At 62.8% G+C, this 25,863-nt stretch carries 27 protein-coding genes, 1 tRNA gene and 1 riboswitch; of the genes, 21 read left to right on the top strand and 7 right to left on the bottom strand.

Going from position 1 to position 25,863, the window contains the following annotated elements; translation table 11 throughout:
* Positions 1-213: 213 nt before the first annotated feature.
* Together ASE71_RS13310 and ASE71_RS13305 are read right to left on the bottom strand one after the other, a co-directional pair.
* Positions 214-420, bottom strand: coding sequence for a DUF1737 domain-containing protein (locus ASE71_RS13310; RefSeq protein ID WP_034802710.1), 207 nt, complete (start codon positions 418-420; stop codon positions 214-216).
* The gene (locus tag ASE71_RS13305; RefSeq protein ID WP_060521434.1) at positions 417-1,322 is read right to left on the bottom strand and encodes an HpcH/HpaI aldolase/citrate lyase family protein; all 906 of its coding nucleotides are present in this window, start codon (positions 1,320-1,322) and stop codon (positions 417-419) included. Before ASE71_RS13305 ends, ASE71_RS13310 begins: the two co-directional genes overlap by 4 nt.
* Before the next feature lie 125 nt (positions 1,323-1,447).
* Here ASE71_RS13305 and ASE71_RS13300 point away from each other — a divergent pair, with 125 nt between their 5' ends.
* The 9 genes from ASE71_RS13300 (at position 1,448) to ASE71_RS13260 (ending at position 8,655) form a co-directional block, all read left to right on the top strand.
* Positions 1,448-1,702: a hypothetical protein gene (locus ASE71_RS13300; protein ID WP_060521435.1), complete on the top strand. Its 255-nt coding sequence runs from the start codon at positions 1,448-1,450 to the stop codon at positions 1,700-1,702.
* A gap of 224 nt (positions 1,703-1,926) precedes the next feature.
* A complete protein-coding gene (locus tag ASE71_RS13295; RefSeq protein WP_060521436.1) occupies positions 1,927-2,343 on the top strand; it encodes a VOC family protein in 417 nt (138 codons plus the stop codon).
* A gap of 155 nt (positions 2,344-2,498) precedes the next feature.
* Positions 2,499-3,104, top strand: coding sequence for a 3-isopropylmalate dehydratase small subunit (leuD, locus tag ASE71_RS13290; RefSeq protein ID WP_034802725.1), 606 nt, complete (start codon positions 2,499-2,501; stop codon positions 3,102-3,104).
* A 9-nt stretch (positions 3,105-3,113) separates the two neighbouring features.
* Entirely contained in the window at positions 3,114-3,494 is a 381-nt protein-coding gene (locus tag ASE71_RS13285) for a RidA family protein (RefSeq protein ID WP_034802728.1), read from the top strand.
* Positions 3,495-3,597: 103 nt separating this feature from the next.
* Positions 3,598-4,437, top strand: coding sequence for an AAA family ATPase (locus tag ASE71_RS13280; protein ID WP_060521437.1), 840 nt, complete (start codon positions 3,598-3,600; stop codon positions 4,435-4,437).
* A complete protein-coding gene (locus tag ASE71_RS13275; protein ID WP_060521438.1) occupies positions 4,434-4,877 on the top strand; it encodes an NUDIX hydrolase in 444 nt (147 codons plus the stop codon). Before ASE71_RS13280 ends, ASE71_RS13275 begins: the two co-directional genes overlap by 4 nt.
* Positions 4,878-5,118: 241 nt before the next feature.
* Positions 5,119-5,196: riboswitch (SAM riboswitch) on the top strand.
* 61 nt (positions 5,197-5,257) lie between these two features.
* Positions 5,258-6,184: a homoserine O-acetyltransferase MetA gene (gene metA, locus ASE71_RS13270; protein ID WP_060521439.1), complete on the top strand. Its 927-nt coding sequence runs from the start codon at positions 5,258-5,260 to the stop codon at positions 6,182-6,184.
* Positions 6,185-6,190: 6 nt separating this feature from the next.
* Positions 6,191-7,375, top strand: a complete 1,185-nt coding sequence (locus tag ASE71_RS13265) for a vWA domain-containing protein (RefSeq protein ID WP_060521440.1) — start codon at positions 6,191-6,193, stop codon at positions 7,373-7,375.
* Positions 7,376-7,638: 263 nt separating this feature from the next.
* Positions 7,639-8,655 (top strand): aldose epimerase family protein, encoded by a 1,017-nt coding sequence (locus tag ASE71_RS13260; protein ID WP_060521441.1) that lies wholly within the window; start codon positions 7,639-7,641, stop codon positions 8,653-8,655.
* 166 nt (positions 8,656-8,821) lie between these two features.
* On the opposite strand, the gene ASE71_RS13255 is transcribed toward ASE71_RS13260, so the two are convergent.
* Positions 8,822-8,896 (bottom strand) — tRNA-Gly (locus tag ASE71_RS13255).
* A 251-nt stretch (positions 8,897-9,147) separates the two neighbouring features.
* Here ASE71_RS13255 and ASE71_RS13250 point away from each other — a divergent pair.
* From ASE71_RS13250 to ASE71_RS13235, 4 genes are all read left to right on the top strand, one after another.
* Positions 9,148-9,657: a prolyl-tRNA synthetase associated domain-containing protein gene (locus ASE71_RS13250; RefSeq protein WP_082566535.1), complete on the top strand. Its 510-nt coding sequence runs from the start codon at positions 9,148-9,150 to the stop codon at positions 9,655-9,657.
* A gap of 58 nt (positions 9,658-9,715) precedes the next feature.
* Positions 9,716-10,690 (top strand): thioredoxin, encoded by a 975-nt coding sequence (gene trxA, locus ASE71_RS13245; RefSeq protein WP_060521443.1) that lies wholly within the window; start codon positions 9,716-9,718, stop codon positions 10,688-10,690.
* Positions 10,691-10,882: 192 nt separating this feature from the next.
* A complete protein-coding gene (locus ASE71_RS13240; RefSeq protein ID WP_034802753.1) occupies positions 10,883-11,563 on the top strand; it encodes an LON peptidase substrate-binding domain-containing protein in 681 nt (226 codons plus the stop codon).
* 11 nt (positions 11,564-11,574) lie between these two features.
* The gene (locus ASE71_RS13235; RefSeq protein ID WP_060521444.1) at positions 11,575-11,763 is read left to right on the top strand and encodes a Trm112 family protein; all 189 of its coding nucleotides are present in this window, start codon (positions 11,575-11,577) and stop codon (positions 11,761-11,763) included.
* Positions 11,764-11,928: 165 nt separating this feature from the next.
* Here the strand turns inward: ASE71_RS13235 and ASE71_RS13230 are convergent, their stop codons facing one another.
* Positions 11,929-13,143, bottom strand: coding sequence for a ubiquinone biosynthesis hydroxylase (locus tag ASE71_RS13230; RefSeq protein WP_060521445.1), 1,215 nt, complete (start codon positions 13,141-13,143; stop codon positions 11,929-11,931).
* A gap of 84 nt (positions 13,144-13,227) precedes the next feature.
* On the opposite strand from ASE71_RS13230, the gene tesB reads away from it, so the two are divergent.
* The 7 genes from tesB (at position 13,228) to ASE71_RS13195 (ending at position 23,237) form a co-directional block, all read left to right on the top strand.
* Positions 13,228-14,112 (top strand): acyl-CoA thioesterase II, encoded by an 885-nt coding sequence (gene tesB, locus ASE71_RS13225; RefSeq protein WP_060521446.1) that lies wholly within the window; start codon positions 13,228-13,230, stop codon positions 14,110-14,112.
* A 234-nt stretch (positions 14,113-14,346) separates the two neighbouring features.
* Positions 14,347-14,685 (top strand): P-II family nitrogen regulator, encoded by a 339-nt coding sequence (locus ASE71_RS13220; RefSeq protein ID WP_034802765.1) that lies wholly within the window; start codon positions 14,347-14,349, stop codon positions 14,683-14,685.
* Positions 14,686-14,713: 28 nt separating this feature from the next.
* Positions 14,714-16,069 (top strand): ammonium transporter, encoded by a 1,356-nt coding sequence (locus ASE71_RS13215; RefSeq protein ID WP_034802768.1) that lies wholly within the window; start codon positions 14,714-14,716, stop codon positions 16,067-16,069.
* Positions 16,070-16,305: 236 nt separating this feature from the next.
* Positions 16,306-18,963 (top strand): FtsK/SpoIIIE family DNA translocase, encoded by a 2,658-nt coding sequence (locus ASE71_RS13210; RefSeq protein ID WP_034802771.1) that lies wholly within the window; start codon positions 16,306-16,308, stop codon positions 18,961-18,963.
* A gap of 206 nt (positions 18,964-19,169) precedes the next feature.
* Positions 19,170-19,832, top strand: a complete 663-nt coding sequence (locus ASE71_RS13205) for an outer membrane lipoprotein carrier protein LolA (RefSeq protein WP_034803111.1) — start codon at positions 19,170-19,172, stop codon at positions 19,830-19,832.
* A gap of 180 nt (positions 19,833-20,012) precedes the next feature.
* On the top strand, positions 20,013-20,819 hold the full coding sequence (locus tag ASE71_RS13200) for an exodeoxyribonuclease III (RefSeq protein WP_034802774.1): 807 nt from the start codon (positions 20,013-20,015) through the stop codon (positions 20,817-20,819).
* Between the two features lie 234 nt (positions 20,820-21,053).
* Complete coding sequence (locus ASE71_RS13195) at positions 21,054-23,237, top strand: TonB-dependent siderophore receptor (protein ID WP_060521447.1); 2,184 nt, start codon at positions 21,054-21,056, stop codon at positions 23,235-23,237.
* Between the two features lie 19 nt (positions 23,238-23,256).
* Here the strand turns inward: ASE71_RS13195 and ASE71_RS13190 are convergent, their stop codons facing one another.
* Positions 23,257-23,712, bottom strand: a complete 456-nt coding sequence (locus ASE71_RS13190; RefSeq protein ID WP_034802780.1) for a cyclic nucleotide-binding domain-containing protein — start codon at positions 23,710-23,712, stop codon at positions 23,257-23,259.
* Between the two features lie 123 nt (positions 23,713-23,835).
* A complete protein-coding gene (locus tag ASE71_RS13185) occupies positions 23,836-24,519 on the bottom strand; it encodes a response regulator transcription factor (RefSeq protein WP_034802783.1) in 684 nt (227 codons plus the stop codon).
* Positions 24,520-24,662: 143 nt separating this feature from the next.
* Between ASE71_RS13185 and ASE71_RS13180 the strand changes: the two genes are divergently transcribed.
* The gene (locus ASE71_RS13180) at positions 24,663-25,211 is read left to right on the top strand and encodes a L,D-transpeptidase family protein (RefSeq protein ID WP_060521570.1); all 549 of its coding nucleotides are present in this window, start codon (positions 24,663-24,665) and stop codon (positions 25,209-25,211) included.
* A gap of 18 nt (positions 25,212-25,229) precedes the next feature.
* Here ASE71_RS13180 and ASE71_RS13175 read toward each other — a convergent pair whose 3' ends face one another.
* Positions 25,230-25,766: a SixA phosphatase family protein gene (locus ASE71_RS13175; protein WP_060521448.1), complete on the bottom strand. Its 537-nt coding sequence runs from the start codon at positions 25,764-25,766 to the stop codon at positions 25,230-25,232.
* Positions 25,767-25,863: the final 97 nt, after the last annotated feature.

Genomic DNA, 25,863 nt, shown 5'->3' with positions numbered 1-25,863 from the left:
CGCCTGCCAGCACCTTCTCCCCGCAGGCGGGGCGAAGGAAACTCGCGATACCGTTTGCATCCCAATCGGAGCACGACCGATTCCAGAAAGCAGGCCTCACACGCCGATTGTGAGCATCAACCGCGTCCCCTCGCCCCGCCTGCAGGGAGAGGGTTAGTCCTCGGGCTAAACCCGAGGAGAGGGGCAAACCTGCGCGACGGCAAACAGCCTCGACTACTGCTCCGACAGCTTGATATCCGGGGTGTATTCCTTGCCTTCGACCTCCTTCACCACCGCCTGGCCGCACTGCATGTGCTGCGTGTCGGCATTGAAAGCATAGGTGGGCGAGCCATGCAGGCTCCAGCCCTGGTTTAGCGCCGCCGTCACCTTGTGGCAGAAGGAAGCGTCGTCAGGGCCGGTCAGGAAGCGGAAGAGTTTCAAGATCTTGTCTTTCGTTTTTCGATGAGGTCCGCCTTGGCGGCAAGCGTGACGGCCTGGTCGAGGTGCAGCCGCTCGACCATCCGCCCGCTGAGGTTGATGACGCCCTTGCCGACGTTTTCGGGCAGCGCGAAGGCGGCGATGATCGCGCGCGCCTCGTCGACGGCGATCTGATCGACGCCGAAGCGCTCGTTCGCCGGGCCGATCTGCGCTGGATGGATCAGCATTTTGCCGTCATAACCCATGTCGCGGCCCTGCCGGCATTCCTCGTCGAAACCGGCACCATCGCGGAAATCGTTGAACACGGCGTCGATGACATCGAGCCCGCCGCCGCGCGCGGCAAGCAGGATCTGCATCAGCCAGGGGATGAGATAGGGCCGGCCCGGACGATCCGGAACGCCGGTCTCCTTGCGCAGGTCGTTGAGGCCGACGACGAAACAATCGAGCCTGCCACTGAAGGTACGGCCGGCCTCGGCGATTGCCGGCGCGTTGATCACCCCGCGTGGCGTCTCGATCATTGCCCATAGGCGCAGCGTCTCCGGCGCATCGTTCTCGTCGAGCCAGTCGGCCGCCGCCTGGATATCCGCCGGGCTTTCGACCTTCGGCAACAGGATGGCGTCGGGATTGGCCGCAAGCGCTGCAGCAAGATCGCCCTGACCATAGTCGGAGCCGATCGCATTGATGCGAATGACAATCTCGCAATCCGGCCGGCTTTCCGTCAGATACTGCACCAGCGCCGCACGCGCTTCCACCTTGAGCTCGGGCGCTACCGCATCCTCGAGATCGAAGATCGCGGCATCCGTCGCGAGTTCCGCGACCTTGGCAAGCGCGCGGGCATTGTCGGCCGGCACGCAAAGCACCGAGCGGCGCAGGCGTACGGGGTGATGTTCGCTCGATTTGTTCATGCTTCAGTTGTGCCCGCCTTTGCCGCGTTCCGCAAGACGAGGCGAACCGCCGCACCCCTTTCGAAAGCCCACCTCTTGCAAGTCCGAAGGCGCGCCCCCACATCGCCATCAGAAAGGTGACGATTATGCAAAGCATTCGCTCTGTTCTCTTTACGGCCGCAGCCCTGACCATCACGTTCGCGGCCTTTGTGCTTACCGCCTCGCTGGCGCTGGCACTGGCCGGCATCGCCGCCGTCGTCGTGGTCGGCAGCGCCATTGCCACCCGGCTGAATTTCAGGCCTGCCCGCGCCACCGCGCGCCCGGCTGCCGCAGGTGCGGCCCAGGGCCAGCGCGAGATGCGCATCTGGAACGACGGCCGCGGCACGATCATCGACCTCTGATCCCCCTGAGTGTCGAAATCGATCCCTGGGCGTCGGAATCGATCCCCGGCGATCATTGCAATCGGGCCGATCCGTGATCGGCTCGAACCCTGTTGGTGGCCTTCAAAAACCGTCATGCAGCCGGCCGCGATTTTTTTTCGACTCCATGTCGGATCAGAGATTCCATGTCCGTCCTTGAGGCAGGCCAGCACGGTACTGGCTCTTCGAACAGGATGGAGAACGATATGGATACCCAGACGCAGCAGCCGGCACCGGTCCTCAACGGCCTTCTGCCCTATCTTCAGGTCGATGGCGCCGCCAAGGCGTCCGAATTCTACCAGCGCGCCTTCGGGGCCAAGGAAGTGGGCCGGCACCCGCTCGACGAGCAGGGCCGCACGATGCACATCCACCTCTATGTCAACGGCAGCTCGCTGATGCTCGCCGATGCCTATCCGGAATACGGCCATCCGCTGGAAAAGCCGCAGGCCTTCACCCTGACGCTCACCGTCGACGACATCGATGCCTGGTGGGACCGTGCGGTTGCCGCCGGCGCCGAGGTCGTGATGCCGATCGAGGTGATGTTCTGGGGCGACCGCTACGGCCAGCTCCGCGATCCCTTCGGCGTTCTCTGGGCCATGAACAGCCCGGTGAAGGCAAGCTAAGTCCCTGCAGACAATCGAGATCCGGACGAAGCTCTCGCCGGGCGGGCATTTTCACCCGCCCGGCGAAGCGTATTTGAACAGATTTTCCTTCATTTCGGCGCAAAACTCATCTAAACGCTAGCGCAACATTCTTCTGAAATCGAAGGCCTGAAGTTATGGAAAAATTCGTCAAGCTCACCGGTGTCGCCGCCCCCCTCCCCGTCGTCAACATCGACACGGACATGATCATTCCGAAGGACTACCTGAAGACGATCAAGCGCACCGGCCTTGGCAAGGGCCTCTTCGCCGAAGCCCGCTACAATGAAGACGGCTCGGTCAACCCGGACTTCGTGCTCAACAAGCCGGCCTACCAGAACGCCAGCATTCTCGTTGCCGGCGATAACTTCGGCTGCGGCTCCTCGCGCGAGCATGCTCCGTGGGCGCTGCTCGACTTCGGCATCCGCTGCGTGATCTCCACGTCCTTTGCCGACATCTTCTACAACAACTGTTTCAAGAACGGCATCCTGCCGATCGTCGTCAGCCAGGCTGACCTCGACAAGCTGATGGACGACGCCTCGCGCGGCTCCAACGCCATCCTCTCGGTCGACCTGGAATCCCAGGAAATCACCGGTCCGGACGGCGGTTCGGTCAAGTTCGAGGTCGACGCCTTCAAGCGTCACTGCCTCTTGAACGGCCTCGACGACATCGGCCTGACGCTGGAAAAGGCAACCGCCATCGACAGCTTCGAAAAGACGGTCGGCGCCGCGCGCCCCTGGGCTTAAAACGAAGATATGGCGCGCAAGCTCATCTCCTCGGGCTCGCCCTTCGAAAAGACGGCAGGCTATTCGCGTGCCGTCGCGATGGGTGACTGGTGCTTCGTCTCCGGCACGACCGGCTATGACTACGCCACCATGACCATGCCCGAGACGGTGGAAGAGCAGGCGCGCAATTGCCTGAAGACGATCGAGGGCGCGCTGAAGGAAGCGGGCTTCTCGATGAAGGACGTGGTGCGCAACCACTATTACGTCACCGATGCCAGCTTCGCCGACCGGGTGTTCCCGATTTTCGGCGAAGTCTTCGGCGAGATCCGCCCGGCCGCAACCATGATCGTCTGCGACCTGATCCGCCCGGAAATGCTGATCGAGATCGAGGTCACCGCGCTTCGCGGCTGACCCCCTGATTGCGCCCACCCTCAAAACGATTCCGATTTAAGCCATTATGCGATAGTCCATAGGGCATGACTTCGCCTGACTTACGCTGAACCGGAAGACGCCCATGCAATTTCAAGGCACCGCCGACTATATCGCCGACAAGGACCTGATGATCGCCGTCAACGCCGCGATCCGGCTGGAGCGCCCACTGCTGGTCAAGGGCGAGCCCGGCACCGGCAAGACCGAGCTTGCCCGCCAGATCGCTGCCGCACTTGGCCTCGAACTCATCGAATGGAGCGTCAAGTCGACGACCAAGGCACAGCAAGGCCTCTATGAATATGACGCCGTGTCGCGGCTGCGCGACAGCCAGCTCGGCGACGAGCGTGTCAACGAGGTCCGGAACTATATCCGCAAGGGCAAGCTCTGGCAGGCCTTCGAGGCCGATCGCCGCGTGGTGCTTCTGATCGACGAGATAGACAAGGCCGACATCGAGTTTCCGAACGACCTGTTGCAGGAGCTCGACCGCATGGAATTCCATGTCTACGAGACCGGCGAGATGATCGGCGCGCGTCACCGGCCGATCGTCATCATCACCTCCAACAACGAGAAGGAGCTGCCGGACGCGTTTCTGCGCCGCTGCTTCTTCCACTATATCCGCTTCCCCGATGCAGACACGCTCGCCCGCATCGTCGAGGTGCATTATCCCGGCATCCGCAAGACGCTGCTTTCGGCGGCGCTCGCCGCCTTCTACGACATCCGCCAGGCGCCGGGCCTGAAGAAGAAGCCCTCCACGTCAGAGGCGCTCGACTGGATCCGCCTGCTCGTCGCCGACGAGGTCGATCCGGCCGACCTCAGGGCCGATGCCAAGACCATGTTGCCGAAGCTGCATGGTGCGCTCCTGAAGAACGAACAAGACGTGCACCTCTTCGAGCGCCTCGCCTTCATGGCCCGCCGCGACGGATGAGGCCGGACGCGCACAAGGTCCTGATCTACGCCACCTGGCAGGACCGCCTGCTGGTCTTCGACGAGCCGGATTTCCCAGACATCGAGCTGCAGGTACCCGGCGGTACGATGGAACCAGGCGAAAGCCCGGAGACATCGGCTCAGCGGGAATTCATCGAGGAAACCGGGCTGACGCCGCCGGAAGCACTCACCCATCTCGTCACGCAGGACTACCACTACCCGAAGGACGGCAGGACGATCTGTCATCGGCGGCACTACTTCCACATCGCCCTTGCCGGCGAGCAACGGCAGACCTGGATACATCAGGAAATGACGCCCTTTGGCGGCGGTGACCCGATCCGCTTTCGTTTCTTTTGGCTCGGTATCGATCAGGCTGACCGCCGGCTGGGTTATGGCATGCGGGATGCTCTAAGCCTGCTGCAGACCAGCCCCTCTCCCTGACCCTCTCCCCGCAGGCGGGGAGAGGGGACGAGGACGACGGCTGCCCCCAAGCCGAGACGTGCCGACAGCGAACCCGGCTACCAAGATGGGCCGAACGGCCGCTGAGCTTAACTCGTGGAACGATCGGGTGCGGCAAGGCCACTTCTCCCCGCCAGCGGGGAGAAGTCGCAGCAGCGGGATGAGGGGCAGCCGCCCCCAACGCGAATCGTTTTTCTTGACCCCCGCGGCCCACTCGCGCTATCAAATTCTCCGTGGTGATTTGGCCGGCCGGCTTGCAGCCACGTTAAACAAGTCGCTAAAGGGCCGAGGAAAGTTGGATTTCCGAGGACCGGTCGCGATCAATCGCCGCCGGTTTTTTTGTATTGATCGAGTGGAAGCCCATGCCCATCAAGATTCCCGATACGCTGCCCGCCTTCGAAACCCTCGCGCATGAGGGCGTGCGGGTGATGACCGAGACCGTGGCGATCCGTCAGGATATCCGCCCGCTCCAGATCGGGCTCCTGAACCTCATGCCGAACAAGATCAAGACAGAGATCCAGATGGCGCGCCTGATCGGCGCTTCGCCGCTGCAGGTGGAACTGTCGCTGGTGCGCATCGGCGCTCACCGCGCCAAGAACACCTCGGAAGATCACCTGCTCTCCTTCTACGAGACCTGGGAAGAAGTGCAGGGCCGCAAGTTCGACGGTTTCATCATCACCGGCGCCCCGGTCGAGACGCTCGAATACGAAGACGTCACCTATTGGGACGAGCTGAAGCGCATCCTCGACTGGACCGAGACCAACGTGCATTCGACGCTCAACGTCTGCTGGGGCGCGATGGCGGCGATCTATCACTTCCACAACGTGCCGAAGTATCCGCTGAAGGAAAAAGCCTTCGGCGTCTATCGTCACCAGAACCTCAACCGCTCCTCCGTCTACCTCAACGGCTTCTCCGACGATTTCGCCGTCCCCGTTTCTCGCTGGACCGAAGTGCGACGCGCCGACATCGACAAGGTGCCGAGCCTCGAAATTCTGATGGAATCGAAGGAGATGGGCGTCTGCCTCGTGCACGAGAAAAAGGGCAACCGGCTCTACATGTTCAACCACGTGGAGTATGATTCGACCTCGCTGTCAGACGAATACTTCCGCGACGTGGATGCGGGCGTGCCGATCAAGATGCCGCACGACTACTTCCCGCACAACGATTCGACCCTGCCGCCGCAGAACCGCTGGCGCAGCCATGCACATCTCTTCTTCGGTAACTGGATCAACGAGATGTACCAGACGACGCCCTACGATCTCGCGGAGATCGGCACCGGGAAAAGCTGAGGTCAGATGTTCATTCCCTTCTTCCTCGAACTCAAGGCAGCGAAGGTCCCGGTCACGCTCCGGGAATTCCTGTCCTTGATCGAGGGGATGGAGGCGGGCATCGCCACCTTCGACGTCGAAGCCTTCTACTATCTGGCGCGCACGGCACTGGTGAAGGACGAACGCCATATCGACCGCTTCGACCGGGTGTTCCAGCACTGCTTTTCGGGTCTCGAAGCAGTCAACCCGATGGAAGCGAGCGAAGAGGCCGTCATCCCCGAGGATTGGCTGCGCAAGCTCGCAGAGAAGCATCTGAGCGAGGAAGAAAAACGCCTGATCGAGGCACTCGGCGGCTTCGACAAGCTGATGGAGACCTTGCGCCAGCGGCTGCAGGAGCAAAAGGGCCGCCATCAGGGCGGCTCAAAATGGATCGGTACCGCCGGCACCTCGCCCTTCGGCGCCTATGGCTACAATCCCGAGGGTGTGCGGATCGGCCAGGACCAGTCGCGCCACCGCCGCGCCGTCAAGGTTTGGGACCGGCGCGAGTTCAAGGATTATGACGACACGATCGAGCTCGGCACGCGCAACATCAAAGTGGCCCTGAAGCGGCTCCGGCGCTGGGTGCGCCAGGGTGCCGCCGACGAACTCGACCTCTCCGGCACGATTCGCGCCACCGCCGAACACGGCTATCTCGACGTGGTGACGAGGCCGGAACGCCGCAATGCGGTGAAGCTTCTGATGTTCTTCGATATCGGCGGATCGATGGACGATCATATCCGCATCGTCGAGGAGTTGTTTTCAGCGGCTCGCAGCGAGTTCCGCCATATGGAGCATTTCTACTTCCACAATTGCGTCTACGAGGGCCTGTGGAAGGACAATCGCCGCCGCCGTGTCGACATTACCCGTACGACGGAAGTGCTGCGCACCTACGGCGGGGACTATCGCGCCATCTTCGTCGGCGACGCTTCGATGAGCCCCTATGAAGTCAGCCACCCCGGCGGCTCGGTCGAGCACTGGAACGACGAGGCGGGCGCCCTCTGGCTCTCTCGTCTGACGGCACATTTTCCGCGCTCCATCTGGCTCAATCCCGTGCCCGAACAGCACTGGGGCTATACCCAGTCGATCACGATGGTGAAGGGCCTGTTCGAGGGACGAATGTTCCCCTTGACGCTCGCCGGCCTGCAGGAGGCCACCAAGCAGCTGTCGCGCTGACATGTCTGCCGAGAGGTCGCTATAGCACCTTGAATAGCTGGATGTTTTTGCTCTCAGGCCGGAGACGGCGCCAGGCCGCATTTAGTATGATTTTCTGGTTGCCGTGCCTTTGGAAATGACGCAGGTTGCTGCGATCGCACCGTTGCATGTTTCCCTGGATCCTAACCGAGCCAAGGACAAAACATGCAGCAATTCAAAAGTGTACGGCGACCTTTGTGCGTCTGGGGAGACGCGCAGCGCTGTAGTGGGAGCCAGCGGTGAATATGCATCAGAACACGGAAATCTTCGGCCACCTGCCATCCGGCGAGCCGGTCCATCGTGTGGTGCTCTCCGGTGGCGGCCTCACCGCCCATGTCTTGACCTGGGGCTCGGTGATCCAGGACCTGCGCCTGGAAGGCCATGAGCCGCCGCTTGTGCTCGGTTTCACCGATCTCGAAAGCTACCTCGCCCACTCGCCCTATCTCGGCGCCACGCCTGGACGCTGCGCCAATCGCATCGGCAACGGCCGCTTCACGCTCGATGGCGAGGCCTACCAGCTCGAACTGAACGAGAAGGGCGTCACGCACCTGCACGGCGGCAGCGACAATATCGGCAAGCGCAACTGGACGATCGTAAAGCAGACGCCCGACAGCATCACGCTCGCCATCACCGACCCGGATGGCCGCGCCGGTTATCCCGGCAATTGCAAGGTCACCTGCACCTACCAGCTGAAGCCCGGCGGCGTCTTGAGCGTCGTCTACGAGAGCGAGACCGACCGAGCGACGCTCGCCAATGTCTGCCAGCACAGCTATTTCAATCTCGACGGCAGCGCCGACGCCCTCGGCCACGACATCATGATCGCCGCCGACCACTATCTGCCCACCAGCGAACGCCAGGTGCCGACGGGCGAGATCCGCCCGGTCGAGGGCACTGCCTTCGATCTGCGGGAAATGACGCGGCTCAGCCGCCAGACCGAAGGCGAGCGCATCGCCTACGACCATAATTTCTGCCTTTCGAACGAACGCATGGCGAAACATTCGGTGGCGCTTGCTCGCAGCATCGATTCGGGTGTCACGATGGAAGTGCTGACGACCGAGCCCGGCGTGCAGCTCTATACCGGCGCAAAGCTGAACATCCCCGTCCCCGGCCTCGAGGGCCGCCGCTACGGCGCCTTTGCCGGCTTCTGTCTCGAAACCCAGATCTGGCCGGATGCGGCCAACCACGCCAGCTTCCCGAACGCGGTACTTCGCCCCGGCGAGATCCGCCGGCAGGAGACAGACTATGTGTTCATGAAGAGCTGAGCGCGGAAACGGCGACCGGCTTTACCAACAAAGGCAAAATGCAAAAGGAGCCGTCTCGGCGGTCCGAACCACATGGTGCGGACGGCACTATCGGCGCATGGAATGCCTGACGGCAAATGCCGTTTCATTTCAGAAATGACTGTGAAATGAAGTGGTTGGGAGAAATTGGAGCGGGTGAGGCGATTCGAACGCCCGACCCCAACCTTGGCAAGGTTGTGCTCTACCCCTGAGCTACACCCGCTCATCATCCAAGGTCCGGGGGTAGTCGGTGGACCGTGGCGTCGGCGCTGTCTTGCGGCGACGGGCGGTATATGGCCTAAGCGATTTTGGAATGCAACAGGGAAATGACGAGAAATCGAATATTTTTTTGGACACCCTTCGCAAAGCCCGGAAATGCCGCGTTTTCGGCCGGCTTCGCCGCCTGTGAGATTGCGTCCTGACGGCCTTCTCCCCTAAAGCAGAGACGAAACGAACGCCCTGGGGATGAGAATCATGCGTGAATCACAGCCGAAAACCGCCGAAGACCTCTTCAATTTTCTCGATGGACTTGGAATCGAGCATAAGACGAAGAACCACGCTCCGGTTTTCACCGTGGCCGAATCGGTGGCGCTTCGTGACGAGATGCCCGGTGGCCACACGAAAAACCTCTTCGTGAAGGACAAGAAGGACAACTATTTCCTGCTCACCGTCGAGGAGCACGCGACGGTGGACCTGAAGACCGTGCACCAGGTGATCGGCGCGGCAAGCAAGGTATCCTTCGGCAAGCCGGAGAAGCTGATGGAGTATCTCGGCGTCATTCCGGGGGCCGTAACCGCCTTCGGCGCGATCAACGACACCGGAGGCAACGTCAAGGTCATCCTCGACGAGGCGCTGATGACGTTCGATATCGTCAACTGCCACCCGCTTTCCAACGACGCAACGACCTCGATCGCTTCGAAGGATCTGTTGCGCTTCATGGAAGCGACCGGACACGAACCGCTTGTCTTGAAAGTCACGGCCTGACATACGATCTTTGGCGCGAATGCAGTAAGCTGGCGGACGAGCCGGCGAGGAGAGAAGAATGACGGGCAGCGACAATCCCTATGCAGGGTCTTTCGGCACTCAGATGACGGCTTCGGCCTCCTTCGGCCAGCCGGCGCCGGCGGCCGCGTCGGGCGGTGACCTGATCAAGGAAACCACCACTGCCAACTTCACCAAGGACGTGCTCGAAGCCTCCAGGCAGCAGCCCGTTCTCGTCGATTTCTGGGCGCCCTGGTGCGGTCCCTGCAAGCAGCTGACCCCTGTCATCGAAAAGGTGGTCACGGAAGCCGCAGGCCGCGTCAAGCTCGTCAAGATGAACATCGACGATCATCCCTCGATCGCCGGCCAGCTCGGCATCCAGTCGATCCCGGCCGTCATCGCCTTCGTCGGCGGACGCCCGGTCGACGGCTTCATGGGCGCAGTTCCGGAAAGCCAGATCAAGCAGTTCATCGAAAAGATCGCCGGTCCCGCCGTTGACGACAGCAAGGCCGAGATCGAGGCGGTTCTCGCCGACGCCAAGGCGCTCATCGATGCCGGCGATGCCGAGAACGCCGCCGGCCTCTATGGCGCCGTGCTGCAGGCCGACCCGGAAAATGTCTTGGCGATCGCCGGCATGGTCGATTGCATGATCGCGCTCGGCCAGCTTACCGAGGCCCGCGAGGCGCTGTCCAGCCTGCCGGAAGATCTTGCCAAGGATGCCGGCATTGCCGCCATCGGCAAAAAGCTCGACCAGATCGAGGAAGCCCGCAAGCTCGGCGATCCCAACGAGTTCGAACGGCGCCTCGCCGCAAACCCCGATGATCACGAGGCGCGCGTGCTGCTCGCCAAGATCCGCAACGTCGAGGGCGACCGGATGGCTGCGGCCGACCATCTGCTCACGATCATGAAGCGCGACCGGGCTTACGACGACGACGGCGCGCGGCGCGAGCTGCTTTCGTTCTTCGAGGTTTGGGGCCCGAAGGATCCGGCAACCATCGCGGCCCGACGCAAGCTCTCGTCGATCCTGTTCTCCTGAGCCGTCAGACATGTTTTTGAAAGGGGCGCTATCTGCGCCCCTTTTCGTAAGCGGATCCGATCACGATCCATCTTCACCTGTGAAGATCGACGCGCTCGTCCCTTGAGATTTTCAAGCAGCGCACCATCTTTTGATCTGGTTGACCACGCTTCCTTGGCGGGGCAAAGCGAATACCGGCAGGGTCTATCGGAAATGCACGTCGGAAATGCACGCTATCTCGGTCCGAAGGACTTGCCGGAGATCATTCCGGTGTTTCCGCTGACCGGTGCATTGCTGCTTCCCGGCGCCCAGCTTCCCCTCAACATCTTCGAGCCGCGCTACCTCGCCATGCTCGATGACGCCCTTTCCGGCAACCGCCTGATCGGCATCGTACAGCCGTCCTTCTGCGAGGGTCGCAACGACACCGCCACCGGACCGATGCAGGCGCTCTGTGAGGTCGGCTGCATTGGTCGCATCACCTCCTTTGCCGAGACCGGCGACGGCCGCTACATCACCTCGCTCACAGGCGTCTGCCGCTACCGGCTGTTTTCGGAAGTCGGCGGTACGCGTGGCTACCGTCGCTTCCGCATCGGCCCCTTTGCGGCAGATCTCGAAAACCGCGACGACGAGACCCTCGTCGACCGGGCAGCGCTTCTGGCCGCCTTCAAGGCCTATCTCGAAGCCAACAAGCTGAAAGCCGACTGGGAAAGCGTCGAGCGGGCGAGCAACCGCACGCTCGTGAACTCCATGGCGATGATGTCGCCCTATGGCCCGGCGGAGAAACAGGCGCTGCTCGAGGCCCCCGATCTCAAGACCCGCGCCGAAACCCTGATCGCCATCACCGAAATCGTTCTTGCGCGCGACTTCGGCGATATGGACAGCATTTTGCAGTGAGCAACGGATAGATGGATATCAACGCCAGCAAGGTCGATCCGAAACTGCTCGAACTGCTCGTCTGCCCGCTGACCAAGGGACGCCTCAACTATCACGCCGAAGCCAATGAACTGATCTCGGAAAAGGCGCGCCTCGCCTATCCCATCCGCGACGGCGTACCGATCATGCTGATCTCGGAAGCACGCAAGATCGAGGATTGAACCGGCGTCGGCCCGTTACCCGTACAGTTCTCGACTGACCCTCATCCGGCCTGCCGGCCACCTTCTCCCCGCAAACGCAGCGAGGCGTCCCCTCTCCCATCCTGCGAGGAGAGGGCTAGTCCTCGGGTTTAACCCGAGGAGAGGGGCAACCCCAGCCGTAAAGCCTCAGATCGGCTGACCCGACAACAACCGCGGATCGGTCTCCCCGGCAATACCGGCCGCCTGGCGGATAAAGAAGCTCTTGAGAGACGGCAGCCGGTCGACGAGGCCCAGGCCGAAATCCCGGGCGATCCGGACCGGGGTGATGTCGTTGGAAAACAGCCTGTTGAGCACGTCGGTCGTAACACCCATGCGGAACGTGTCGAAACGCCGCCAGCTCTGGTAGCGCTCAAGCACCGCGAGCGAACCGATGTCGAGCCCGAGACGATCCGCCTCGACGATGGTTTCGGCAAGCGCTGCCACATCCTTGAAGCCGAGATTGAGCCCTTGCCCCGAGATCGGGTGAATGCCATGGGCGGCGTCACCGGCAAGCGCGAAGCGTGGTTTCACGAAATCGCGGGCAAGCGTCAGGCCGAGCGGAAAGGCCCGCCGTCCACCGACCACCTTCAGATGACCAAGCTTGTGGCCGAAGCGGCGCTCCAGTTCTTCCTCGAACAGGAAATCGTCGCCCTTGACCAGGCGTTCGGCGTCCTCGGTGCGCTCGGTCCAGACCAGCGACGAGCGATTGTTCTTGAGCGGCAGGGTGGCGAAAGGCCCGGCCGGCAGGAAATGCTCCTCCGCCGTGCCCTCGTGCGGCCGCTCGTGCTCGACGGTGGTGACGATGCCGGACTGGCCATAGTCGAATTCGACTGTCTTGATGCCGGCGGCATCGCGCAGCTTGGAGCGCACGCCGTCACAGGCAACCAGCAACCGTGCTTCGAGTTCCTCGCCACCGGCGAGCGTCACGGCGACCGCGTGGTCGCCGCTCTTGAAGCTCTCGACCATGGTCGACTGTCGATTGACGACGCCGAGCGCCGCGCAGGCACCGCGCAGTGCGCCGACCATCGCCGTGTTCGGCACCATATGGGCAAACGGACGCCCCTCGCCGCCGTCACCGTCGAAGGTCAGGAACACAGGCCGCACCGGATCGGCCGCCTTCGAATCGGTAATCACCATGCGGCGGATCGGCTCGGCCTCCGGCGCGATCTCATCCCAGACGCCAAGCACGTCGAGCATGCGCTCGGCCGCGGACGCAACGGCGGAAGCGCGCTGGTCCTTCTTCCAGGCCCCTTCCGGCGCGCCGTCGATCACCATCACGTCGAGATGAGGCGCCGCCTTCTTCAGCGAAACCGCGAGCGAAAGGCCGACATAGCCGCCACCGGCAATCAAGACATCGAGCATCGGCTTTCTCCGTCGCACTTGAGCATCGTTTTATGTCTATATAGATCAATGCCATCGACGTTCCTACCATCGGAGAAAGCCGAAATGTCGCGCCCCACCGAGACCTCCACGCCCATGGATGCGCTGTTGGCCATTCTCGATCTCGAAAAGCTCGAGGAAAACCTGTTCCGCGGCCGTAGCCCGCAGGTCGGCTGGCAGCGCGTCTTCGGCGGCCAGGTGATCGGCCAAGCGCTGGTCGCCGCGCAGCGAACCGTTGATGAGGGGCGTTACGTGCATTCGCTGCACGCCTATTTCATGCGGCCGGGCGATCCTTCCGTACCTATCATCTATGAAGTCGACCGCATCCGCGACGGTTCGAGCTTCGCCACCAGGCGGGTGGTCGCCATCCAGCACGGCAAGGCGATCTTCTCGATGTCCGCCTCTTTCCAGTATGACGAGGACGGTTTCGACCACCAGATCGACATGCCTGATCTCGCCATGCCCGAGACGCTTCCGGGCGAACAGGAACTCAAAGAGAAGTTTCTCGTCCACGCGCCCGAAGCAATCCGGCGCTATTGGGAAAGGCCGCGGCCGATCGAGATCCGGCCGGCGTCGCTGCAGCACTATTTTACCCGCAACGACGGCAAGCCGATCCAGGATGTCTGGGTCAAGGCCGTCGGCACGGTTCCGGACGAGCGCCATATCCAGGCAGCGATCCTTGCCTATCTCTCCGACATGACCCTGCTCGACACCTCGCTCTATGCGCACGGCACTTCGGTCTTCGACCGGAACCTGCAGGTGGCGAGCCTGGATCACGCCATGTGGTTCCACCGCCCCTGCAAGATGGACGACTGGCTGCTCTATACCCAGGATAGCCCGAGTGCGCATGGTGCCCGCGGGATGACCAGAGGCAGCCTTTTTACGCGTTCCGGTGTGCTGATCGCCTCCGTCGCCCAGGAAGGGTTGATCCGGAAAAAGGCATCTGAATAGGAAATAAGCAGAATCTTCGATCTGCCTATTTTTTAATCTTCTAAAGTGACGATTTTTTGATGCGCCGCAGCAATCGTGCTGCGGCTTTCTTTTTTTCTATTTGTTTTCATTACCTTAAGTCGAGCGTCAGAATCTGGCACGCCCCTTGAATGTCATGGTTCGGTTGCACGGCGCTCTGGCGCTCCGCAGCAAGGAGAGACGGCCTCCGCCGGAGGCGAACAAGGATGAAACCAGATGAAAATTGTGATGGCCATTATCAAGCCGTTCAAGCTCGATGAGGTTCGCGAAGCCCTCACTGCTGTCGGCATCCAGGGCCTGACCGTGACCGAAGTCAAAGGCTACGGCCGCCAGAAGGGACATACCGAAATCTACCGCGGTACCGAATATGCCGTGAGCTTCCTGCCGAAACTGAAGGTCGAGATCGCCGTTCCTTCAGAACTCGTCGACAAGGCCGTCGAAGCGATCGCCGCAGCCGCCAAGACCGGCCAGATCGGCGACGGAAAGATCTTCGTCTACGCCATTGACCATGCGGTGCGCATCCGCACCGGCGAAACCGATTCAGAAGCGTTGTAAACCACGCCGTTCAGGGAGCACTACCTCGATGTCATCACTTAAGCTTTCCACCTCTCTTGGACGCCTGGGCGCAATGACCGCCGCCCTGCTTGCGCCGGCCGTGGCCTTCGCGCAGGAAGCGGCACCGGCGGCGGCCGCAGCTGTACCGGTGCCGGACAAGGCCGATACCGCCTTCATGTTCATCTCGACGCTTCTCGTCTTCTTCATGCTGATCCCGGGCCTCGCGCTGTTCTACGGCGGCCTGGTGCGCGCCAAGAACATGCTCTCGGTGCTCATGCAGTGCACCGTGATCGGCGCGACGATGATGATCGTCTGGGTCGTCTACGGTTACTCCTTCGCCTTCGGCGGCTCGACCAGCCCTTATTTCGGCGGCTTCGCCAAGATGTTCCTCGCCGGCGTCACCACTGAGAGCACGTCGGCCACCTTCTCGGAAGGCGTCGTCATTCCGGAATACATCTTCATGCTGTTCCAGATGACCTTCGCGGCACTGACCCCGGCGCTGATCGTCGGCGCCTTTGCCGAGCGCATCAAGTTCTCCGCAGCCGTGCTCTTCTCGGTGCTCTGGGCGACCTTCGTCTACTTCCCGATCGCCCACATGGTCTGGGACGGCAACGGCCTGCTCTTCGGCATGGGCGCGCTTGACTTCGCCGGCGGCACCGTCGTTCACATCAATGCCGGCGTTGCTGGCCTGATCGGCGCGATCATGGTCGGCAAGCGCACCGGCTACGGCCGCGACATGATGGCACCGCACTCGATGACGCTGACGCTGGTTGGTGCTGCCATGCTCTGGTTCGGCTGGTTCGGCTTCAACGCCGGCTCAAACCTCGAAGCCTCGGGCGGCGCCATGCTCGCGACCGTCAACACCTTCCTTGCAACCGCAGCCGCCATTCTCTCCTGGTCGGCCGTCGAAACCTTCACCCGCGGCAAGGCCTCGATGCTGGGCGCCGCCTCGGGCATGATCGCCGGTCTCGTCGCCATCACGCCCGCCGCCGGCATTGCCGGCCCGATGGGCGCGATCGTCATGGGCGTGCTCGTCTCGCCGCTCTGCTACTTCTTCGTCTCTGTCGTGAAGAACAAGTTCCACTATGACGACACGGCAGACGTCTTCGGCGTCCACGGCGTCGGCGGCTTCTTCGGTGCGCTTGCCACCGGCATCTTCGCCTCCTCGTCGCTCGGCGGCATCGGTTATGCCGACGGCGTCACCATGGGCGGCCAGTTCATGACCCAGCTGACCGCGGTTGCCATCACCATCGTCTGGTGCGGCGTCGTCTCCGTCATCCTCTACAAGCTGGTGGACTCGATCGTCGGCCTGCGCGTCTCCGTCGAAGCCGAACGCGAGGGCCTCGACCTCTCGTCGCACGGTGAAGCCGCCTACCACAGCTAAGCGGATCGCGGCGCCGGCAATTCGGCGCCGCCTACAGTCCCGTCGCGATCCGCCCCACGCGGATCGCCCTTGGCCCGGATCGGAAGCTCCGGGCCTTTTTTCGTGCCGATCGGTCCGGCTGCGACTGCTATTTTAGCGCCAACTACGCATGGTTAATGTCGCATTAACCGTACACCGCTTAGGTTGATTCCATGGCGCGCAATGCGCCGTGAAGATCGAGACGGGCAGCAGGCAACATGAGCAGAAGCAATCCGGCAGCGCTTGACAGCCGTTCCAACCGGTTCGTGCTAACCACCTTCGTTTGGCGACAGATCGCGTCGCTGGCGGGCTTTGCGCTGTTCGGCGCATTGGCGCTGGCCGTCGCAGCGCTCTCGACGTGGAACGTCGCCGATCCCAGCTTCTCCTACGCCACGTCACAAGCGCCGACCAACGTGCTCGGTTACACGGGTGCTGCCTTTGCCGACATCTTCATGCAGTTCTTCGGGCTAGCCAGCGTCGTCGCCCTCCTGCCGGCCGTAGCCTGGGCCCTGGTGCTGATCGGCGGCAAACGTTTCGACAAGGTCTTCAAGCGCCTCGGCCTCTGGTTCGTCGGTTCCGTCCTAGCCGGCGCAGCACTCAGCTGTGTTCCCGCCCCCATCACCTGGCCGCTGCCCAACGGCCTTGGAGGCGTCTTCGGCGACATGATCCTGCGCTTCCCCGCGCTCTTTACCGGCGCCTTCCCGACCGGCACGCTTGCGACCATTCTTGCCTGCATCTTCGCCGTCCCCGCCGCCTGGTGCCTGGTCTATAGCGCCGGCCTGATCGGCGTCAGCGACGAGGAGGAGGAAGAGGAAATTGCCGAGCCGACGCCGAGCAAGGCGCGCACCGTGCGCGACGAACTGGACGAGGACGACAGCGAAGGTCCCTTCACCCTGCTGATGGGCTCTTTTGCCCATATGCGCTACACCATGCACGCGCGCATGCGCCGCATTTTCGGCATGAGCGGCACCCGCGCCACGCCCAAGCGCCAGTACGACGAACCCTATGATTTCAACAACGACGAGTTCGGCACGCTGAACGAGCCCGCCCGGCCGAAGCCGATGGCCGCCGGCGACCGCATCGAGCCCTCGCTCGACCGCTCCGAGCGCCGCATCCTCACCCCGCCGCCGATCATGGCCGACGACGAGGATGACGACCTGCCCTTCGACATCGACGAGCGCCGCCCCGCCGGCATTCTGCCTGACGACGAAGACTACGATGCAGCCGCCGACTGGGCGCCGAAGGCGGCACCGCCGAAGCAGGGCCTGCCCAAGGGCGGCTCGCGCGTTTCGACGCCTGCTCCTCGCCCGAAGACGGGCCAGCGCGTCGAGCGCGAAGCCCAGCGCTCCTTCGTCGACGACAACGATGGCGACTTCACGCTGCCGCCGATGCATTTCCTTGCCGAGCCGAAAAACGTCGGCCGCGACGCCTCGCTCTCGCCCGATGCGCTGGAGCAGAACGCCCGCATGCTCGAAGGCGTGCTTGAAGATTTCGGTGTCAAGGGCGAGATCATCCATGTTCGCCCCGGCCCGGTCGTTACCCTCTACGAACTGGAACCGGCACCGGGCATCAAGTCCTCTCGCGTCATCGGCCTTGCCGACGATATCGCCCGCTCGATGAGCGCGATCGCGGCTCGCGTCGCCGTCGTTCCCGGCCGCAACGCCATCGGCATCGAACTGCCGAACCAGCGGCGCGAAACCGTCTATCTGCGCGAACTCATCGGCTCGCGCGATTTCGAGACCTCCAAGGCCCGCCTTGCCATGGCGCTCGGCAAGACGATCGGCGGCGAGCCCGTCGTCGCCGATCTCGCCAAGATGCCGCATCTGCTCGTCGCCGGCACCACCGGTTCGGGCAAATCGGTCGCGATCAATACCATGATCCTGTCGCTGCTCTATCGGCTGAGCCCCGATCAGTGCCGCCTGATCATGATCGACCCGAAGATGCTCGAACTTTCCGTCTATGACGGCATCCCACACCTGCTTTCGCCGGTTGTGACCGACCCCAAGAAGGCGGTCGTCGCACTGAAGTGGACGGTGCGCGAGATGGAAGAGCGCTACAAGAAGATGTCGAAGATCGGCGTGCGCAACATCGACGGCTTCAACAGCCGCGTCGAGCAGGCGCTTGCCAAGGGCGAACAGATCACCCGCACGGTGCAGACCGGCTTCGACCGCCAGACCGGCGAAGCCATGTACGAGACGGAAGAATTCGATCTGGCGCCGATGCCCTACATCGTCGTCATCATCGACGAAATGGCCGACCTGATGATGGTCGCCGGCAAGGACATCGAGGGCGCCGTGCAGCGGCTCGCCCAGATGGCCCGCGCCGCCGGCATCCATGTCATCATGGCGACGCAGCGCCCCTCGGTCGACGTCATCACCGGCACGATCAAGGCCAACTTCCCGACCCGCATCTCGTTCCAGGTGACCTCGAAGATCGACAGCCGCACCATCCTTGGCGAACAGGGCGCCGAACAGCTGCTCGGCATGGGCGACATGCTCTACATGGCCGGCGGCGGCCGCATCCAGCGCGTCCACGGCCCCTTCGTCTCCGACACCGAGGTCGAAGAGGTCGTCGCCTACCTGAAGACGCAAGGCGTACCGCAATATCTCGATGCCATCACCGAGGATGACGACGAGGATGGCGAGGGCGGCGGCCCGGCCGGCACCTCCAATCTCGCCGATTCCGACGATCCTTACGACCAGGCGGTTGCGGTCGTCCTGCGCGACGGCAAGGCCTCGACTTCCTACGTGCAGCGTCGCCTCGGGATCGGTTACAATCGTGCCGCATCGCTGATCGAGCGCATGGAGCAGGAAGGCATCATCGGCCCGGCGAACCACGCCGGCAAACGCGAGATCCTCGTTCCGACCGAAGAGTAAGTCACCGGACGACAGGGCAATTCCCGCAGATTCGCGTGAGGCGAATGCATTGATAGAAAAGACGCCCGGCGGATGCGGGCAGAGGCCCTGCATAAAGGGTCAAACCGGTAACAGTCATGTGAGAGCGCGAGCGAAAAAGCTCGAAAATGGCGCCTTGAAGGCGCCGCACTTGCGCTCCAGATGATTCGTAAATGAAGGAGACCGAGATGACAGAGACTAAGACTGGCGAGCGCAACCACCCGGTGATGTCGCGCCGCCTCTTCGTGTGCGGGCTTGCGGCACTTGGCGGCATCGGCGGCACCGGTCTCGACCTCGGCCAGGCCTTTGCCCAGGCCCCGAGCGCTGCCCAGAAGATCGCCGACCATTTCTCCTCGGTGAAGACCATGGCCGGCGAATTCGTCCAGTTCGGCCCGCGCGGCGAGCAGACCGGCGGCAAATTCTATATCCGCCGCCCCGGCCGCATCCGCTTCAACTACGAGGCCCCCTCGCCGATGCGCGTCATCGCCGACGGCAAGTCCGTCGTCATCGGCAACATGAAGCTCAAGACCTGGGACATCTATCCGCTGTCGAAGACTCCGCTCAACCTGCTGCTCAGCGAGAGGATCGACCTGACCGGCAAGATGGTGCGCGACGTCAAGGAAGAGTCCGACCTCATCACCATCGTGCTTGGCGACCGTTCGATCTTCGGCGATTCGACCATCACCATGATGTTCGACCCGAAGACCTACGATCTGCGCCAGTGGACCATCACCGACGCGCAGAAGAAGGACACCTCGGTCATGATCTTCAATGTCAAGACCGGTATGGCGCTGGACGACAAGGTCTTCCAGATCCCCTATGACGAGGTCCGCAACAAGCGCGGCGGCTGAGCGACATCACGCGCCAAGCCGGCCTTCGCGCGTCCATAGGACGCGCGGTTTTTAGTGCGGCCTCGTTCAGGCATTCCTTGTCCCGGCGCACCGGACCTGCTTAAAGCTCGGGTCAAACATCCATCCCGAGCCGGCCTTCCCTTCGCGAGCGTCCGGCCCCAGCCGATCAGGGAATGACGCATGGCCCTTTCCGTCGCCACTTGGAACATCAACTCCGTTCGCCTGCGCATGCCGCTGGTCGAACATCTGCTGCAGACCTGGCAGCCTGACATCCTCTGCCTGCAGGAAACCAAGTGCCCGAACGACCAGTTTCCGTCCAAGCCCCTGAAGGCGCTCGGCTACAATCATATCGAGATGCACGGCCAGAAGGGCTATCACGGCGTGGCGACGATCTCGCGCCTGCCGCTGCATGAGCTTAGCGATCGCCGCGACTATTGCGGCATCGGCGACGCCCGCCATCTCTCGGTCGTTTTCGAGGCCGGCGGCAAGAAGATCCGGCTGCATAATTTCTACGTGCCTGCCGGCGGCGACGAGCCGGACCGCACCATCAATCCGAAATTCGGCCACAAGCTCGATTTCGTCGAGGAGATGAAGCTGCTGCACGCCGAAGCCGAGGCCGGCATTTCCTCGATCCTCGTCGGCGACCTCAATATCGCGCCGCTGGAAGACGACGTCTGGTCGCACAAACAGCTCCTGAAGATCGTCAGCCATACGCCGATCGAAACCGAGGGGCTGACCACGGTCATGAACGGCGGCGGCTGGGTCGACCTGATGCGCCAGCACACGCCATCCCCGACCAAGCTCTACACCTGGTGGAGCTACCGGGCGAAGGACTGGGAAGCTGCCGACCGTGGCCGCCGACTCGACCATATCTGGTCGTCCGCCGACCTCGCGCCGGCGCTCAAGAACGTCGATATCCTGCGCGAAGCCCGCGGCTGGGAGCGCCCCTCAGACCACGTGCCCGTCATCGCGCACTTCGACATCTAGGACGTCATTTTCTGGGCGGCGGCACGCGCCTTCGGCGCCCGCTGTTCCATCAAGAAAAACATGACTAAAAGAATCATATTTTTCTTGATGCGCATTTCCAAACGGATTATCCCTCTTGTCGGGCGGCGGGGACACCGCCTCCGATGGCCGCTCAGCCGTCGTTTTCACTGATATTCGGGTGCTTTGCTCTGGCTTTGGCCGGAGGGTTTTCGTGCGCCCGCAAGAGGGCCAGAGATGCCAAAGACCTTGCCGACCACCTTCCTGCGCGCCTCGCGCCGCGCGCTGTCCGCAACCACCGTGCTCGCCGCAAGCGCTGTCGCCGTGATCCTTTCGCCGACAGCGACCCATGCGCAATCGGCCGAAAGCCAGAAGACCACCCGTCTGGAAAAGATCGAAGCGACGGCCGGCAAGGCAGCTGCGACGATCGCCGAGGATAACGACACGATCGTGCCGACACGCAACGTCTCGGCGCTGAAGACCGACACGCCGCTGATCGAAACGCCCCGCTCGGTCTCGGTGGTCACGCGCAAGGAGCTCGAAGAACGCGGCGTGCAGGACATGATCCAGGCAACGCGTTATGCCGCCGGCGTCACGACCGGCGCCTTCGGCTTCGATCCGCGTTTCGACCAGATCTATATCCGCGGCTTCGAGACGACGACGACCGGCGATTTCCGTGACGGCCTGCGCCAGCCCTACATGAACTACGGCACCTTCCCGACGGAGGTCTACGGCCTCGAGCGGATCGAGATCCTGAAAGGTCCGGTCTCGGTCATGTACGGTGCTGCCGGCGCCGGCGGCATCGTCAACCGCATCTCGAAGATGCCCGAGGAGGAGCCCCACCGCGAGGTCGAGCTGCAATATGGCACGATCGGTCGCGCCCAGGCCGCCTTCGATGTCGGCGGGCCGGTAACGGCTGACGGCGACGTCCTCTATCGCATCGTCGGGCTTCTGCGAAACGGCGAGACCAACTACGACGTTGCCGACGATCGTTACCTGCTGCAGCCCTCCTTCACCTGGAAGCCGGACGAAGGCACGTCGCTGACGGTCTACGGCTTGGGGCAGAAGGGCGAAAGCGACGCCAGCCCGCGGGTGCTCGAGCATGACGGCCGGTTGCTGCGCTACAGCGACCCGGACTATGACTACCAGAAGGTCGGGCAGGTCCAGGCCGGTTACAAGTTCGACCACGAGTTCGACAACGGCCTGACCTTCCGCCAGCACGGCCGCGTCAGCGATCTGGACCTCAAGGCCCGTTACCTGCAGTTCGGAACCGAGGTCGCGCCCGGCGTCTTTGACCGCTCACCCGTCGCCATCAAGGACGACCAGCGCGCCTACCAGATCGACAATCAGCTCCAGGCGACCTTTGACACCGGGGCGGTCTCGCACACGCTGCTGACCGGCCTCGACTACACCTGGATCACCTCGGACTTCGGCCTCGGTTTCGGCGCCGTCGATCCGGCATATCGCTTCGATCTCAACAACCCGACCTTCGGCGTCGGCGGTCCGACGCCAGCGCTTACCAGCTTCAGCGGGCGGGACCTGCGGCAGACGGGCATCTATGTCCAGGATCAGCTGGAGGTAGGCAACTGGCGCGCCGTTGGTGGCCTTCGCTACGACTGGGTCGACCAGACCAGCACCAACAAAAACACCGGCGTCGTCGATCGCAAGGACGATGGCGAGCTCACCGGACAGGCCGGCCTGCTCCACCTCTTCGACAACGGCATCGCGCCCTATGCCAGCTACAGCACCTCCTTCGTGCCGCGCACAGAGCTTTCGGCTGATGGCCGCGTGCTCGATCCGACGACCGGCGAGCAGGTCGAACTGGGCGTGAAGTACCATCCGGAAGGCGAAGCCTATTCACTGAGCGCGGCCTATTACCGGATCGTCGAAAGCGGCGCGCCGCAATACGTGTCCGACCCGTCCCTTCCCGTCGGCTACTACTACAAGTCGGCCGGCGAGGTGACGACCAATGGTTTCGAGGTGGAAGGACGCCGGGAGTTCGACAACGGCCTGAGCTTCATCGCCGCCTACAACTACAACGACGCTGAAATCACCGGAAACGTCGATCCGTCGCTGATCGGTAACGTGCCGTCGACGAAGCCGCGCCATGTCGCATCGCTGTGGGTGAACTATCTTTTGCCCGAAGACACGCAGCTTGCGGGCCTCAGCCTCGGCGGCGGCGTACGGCTGGCGTCAAGCTCCTACACGTCCGATGCCAACACCGCCAAGAACGGCGGCGCCGTCTACTTCGACGCCTCGATCGCCTACGACTTCGGCGTCAAGAACCCCGAACTCGACGGACTGTCGCTCGCCGTCAGCGCTACCAATCTCGGCGACCGCCGCGAAGAGGTCTGCACCGATGGCTACTGCTATTTCGGCCAGGGCCGCACCGTGCTCGGTTCGCTGAAATATCGGTGGTAGCGAGAAACCGTAGCGCGGTTCAAGCAAAACGGCCGGCGAGCGCGCCGGCCCGGCGGATCATCGCCTGCAGGTTTTCGCGGATGCGCGCTTCGACGAGCTCGGCCACTTCAGGATATTCCTCCAGCATGCGGCGGAAGAGCGGCCGATTGATGCGAATGACTTCGCTGTCTTCCTCGGCCGTTGCCGTGAACTTACGCTCGACCATCGAGATCAGCGCCAGTTCCGACAGAAGCGCTCCGCGACTGACGGTCGAGACCGTCGTCTCAGAACCGTCGAAACCGGCCTTCGACAGGGACAAGCTGCCGCTGGCGATCGCATAGGCGCAATCGGCCGGCGCCCCCTCGCGAAACAGCTCCTGTCCCTTGAAGATGCGGCGCCGCTCCGCGCCGAAGGCGATCAGCCTCAGCTTGTCCTCGCTGATATCGGCAAACAGCGGCACGTTGGACAGAAGCACGATATCGTCGTTGAGCGCCAAGCGGCTAACCTCCCACGGTCACGCCAGTGCCGGTCCCGATGGACCGGATCGCGCACGCGACCCATGCAAACAACAGTCTACGGAGAACGCGCGAGAAGTGGTTTGCCACCCTGCGCACCCCGGCTACGGAACGATCTTGTAGCCGCCGTTCTCTGTCACCAAAATCTCGGCATTGGAAGGGTCCCGCTCGATTTTCTGGCGCAGACGATAGACGTGGGTTTCGAGCGTGTGGGTGGTCACGCCGGAATTGTAGCCCCAGACTTCTTCCAAGAGCACGTCGCGCGTCACCACCTTCTGGTCGGCGCGGTAGAGATAGCGGATGATCGCCGCTTCCTTTTCGGTAAGCCGGATCTTCTGGCCGTTTTCGAGCGTCAGCAGCTTCTGGCTCGGCTTGAACGTGTAGGGCCCGACGCTGAAGGTTGCGTCCTCGCTCTGCTCGTGCTGGCGCAGCTGCGCGCGGATGCGGGCGAGCAGTACGGCGAAACGGAACGGCTTCGTCACATAGTCGTTGGCGCCGGCCTCAAGGCCGAGAATCGTATCGGAGTCGGTGTCGTGGCCGGTCAGCATGATGATCGGCGCCTTGAAGCCGCCCTTGCGCAGCAGCTTCACCGCTTCGCGACCGTCCATGTCCGGCAGGCCGACATCCATGATCAACAGGTCCACCTGCTGGGCACGCGCCGTCTGGATGCCCTTGCCGGCAGTCGCTTCCTGGATGAGGTCGAATTCCTCGTAGAGCGAGAGCTGCTCGACCAGGGTCTCGCGCAGGTCATTGTCGTCATCGACAAGAAGAATGGTACGGGTCGCCATGGGACAATTCCTGTTTGCTTCCGTTTTCAAACTAGCTCAAATGCCTGTGTTGGCAAGCGAACCAGCGTTGCTACCTCTTTATATCCGTAACCGTGCTTATGGTGCCCCCCAAATCACGGGCAAAGCAAAAATCCGTGAGAATGATGCTCAAGAAAACGTCGGGAAGAAGACCAGCCAAATCTGTCATCACCGTGCGCGCCGCACCGCGCGATCGCAAGCGAGCGCTTGTCTCGTTCGACGGCCGCGTCGAGCACGCCGCCATCGGGCGAAGTGGCATTACCAGCCTGAAGCGCGAGGGCGATGGCGCCACGCCACGCGCCGCGATGAAGCTGATCGGCGGCTATGTCAGGCGCGACCGCCTCCTCCTGCCGCCGACGCCGCTGCCGACCCGGACGACGCGCACGGGCATGCTGTGGTGCGACGCGACACGCCACGCGCTCTACAATCGCCCGGTCAAGGCACCCTTCCAGCCGAGCCATGAGAAGTTGATGCGTGACGACGGGCTCTACGACATCTGCCTGGTGATGGACTGGAACCTGCTCGCGCGCCGGCGAAATGCCGGTTCGGCGATCTTCTTTCACCTGATCCGGCCGGGCTACGAGCCGACGCAGGGCTGCGTCGCCGTCAGCCTGCCGGCGATGCGTCGGCTGATCCCGCATATGCGCCGCGGCACCGTCGTGAAGGTAATCTGACCTCGACGTCCGATCGGCTCAATCGAGCGAACGCGGCGTCACGAAGCGCGCGAGCCTGGCCCCGCCGGACAGAAGCTCACGCCAGCCAGTCGCTTCGAATTCAAGGACGGCAAGCGCCGCCGTCGGAAACTTGTCCGCCATGCGCATACGCAGATCCGCATCGCCGGAGCCGACGAGTTCATGCGCCAGGTCCTCCATGCCGGGATTGTGGCCGACGATCAGCAGCGTCCTGATGGCCGGGTCGGTTGCACGAAGCACGCTGAGGATCTGGGCGGCCTCCACCTCATAGATCGCCCGGGTGTTTTCGACCGTGATGCCGGGCGGCAAGGCAGCGGCTACCAGTGTCCAGGTCTCCTGCGCCCGTTTCGCGGTCGAGACGAGGGCGAGATCCGGCACGAGCGCATGCCGAGCCATATAGCCCCCCATCAGTGGCGCCGCCTTGCGGCCTCGTTCGCCGAGCGGTCGGTTGATGTCGGCGATGCCGTCCGGCCAGGCGGACTTGGCATGGCGCAACAGCAGCAGACGGTAGCGTTGCACAGGCAGATCGTCGCTCATCCCATCATTCTCCCCAAGGTGCCTCGGCCCGCACAGCTTAACCCATTTCAGGCGCGCGGGCGGGGAGAGCGCCAAATAAAAAAGGCCGCCCCGAAGG

Origin of the sequence: Ensifer sp. Root954 (genome assembly GCF_001429005.1) — a bacterium.
Lineage (GTDB): Bacteria > Pseudomonadota > Alphaproteobacteria > Rhizobiales > Rhizobiaceae > Ensifer > Ensifer adhaerens.
The sequence above is the reverse complement of the archived record's forward strand: the minus strand, read 5'-3'. Positions and strand labels throughout refer to the sequence as shown.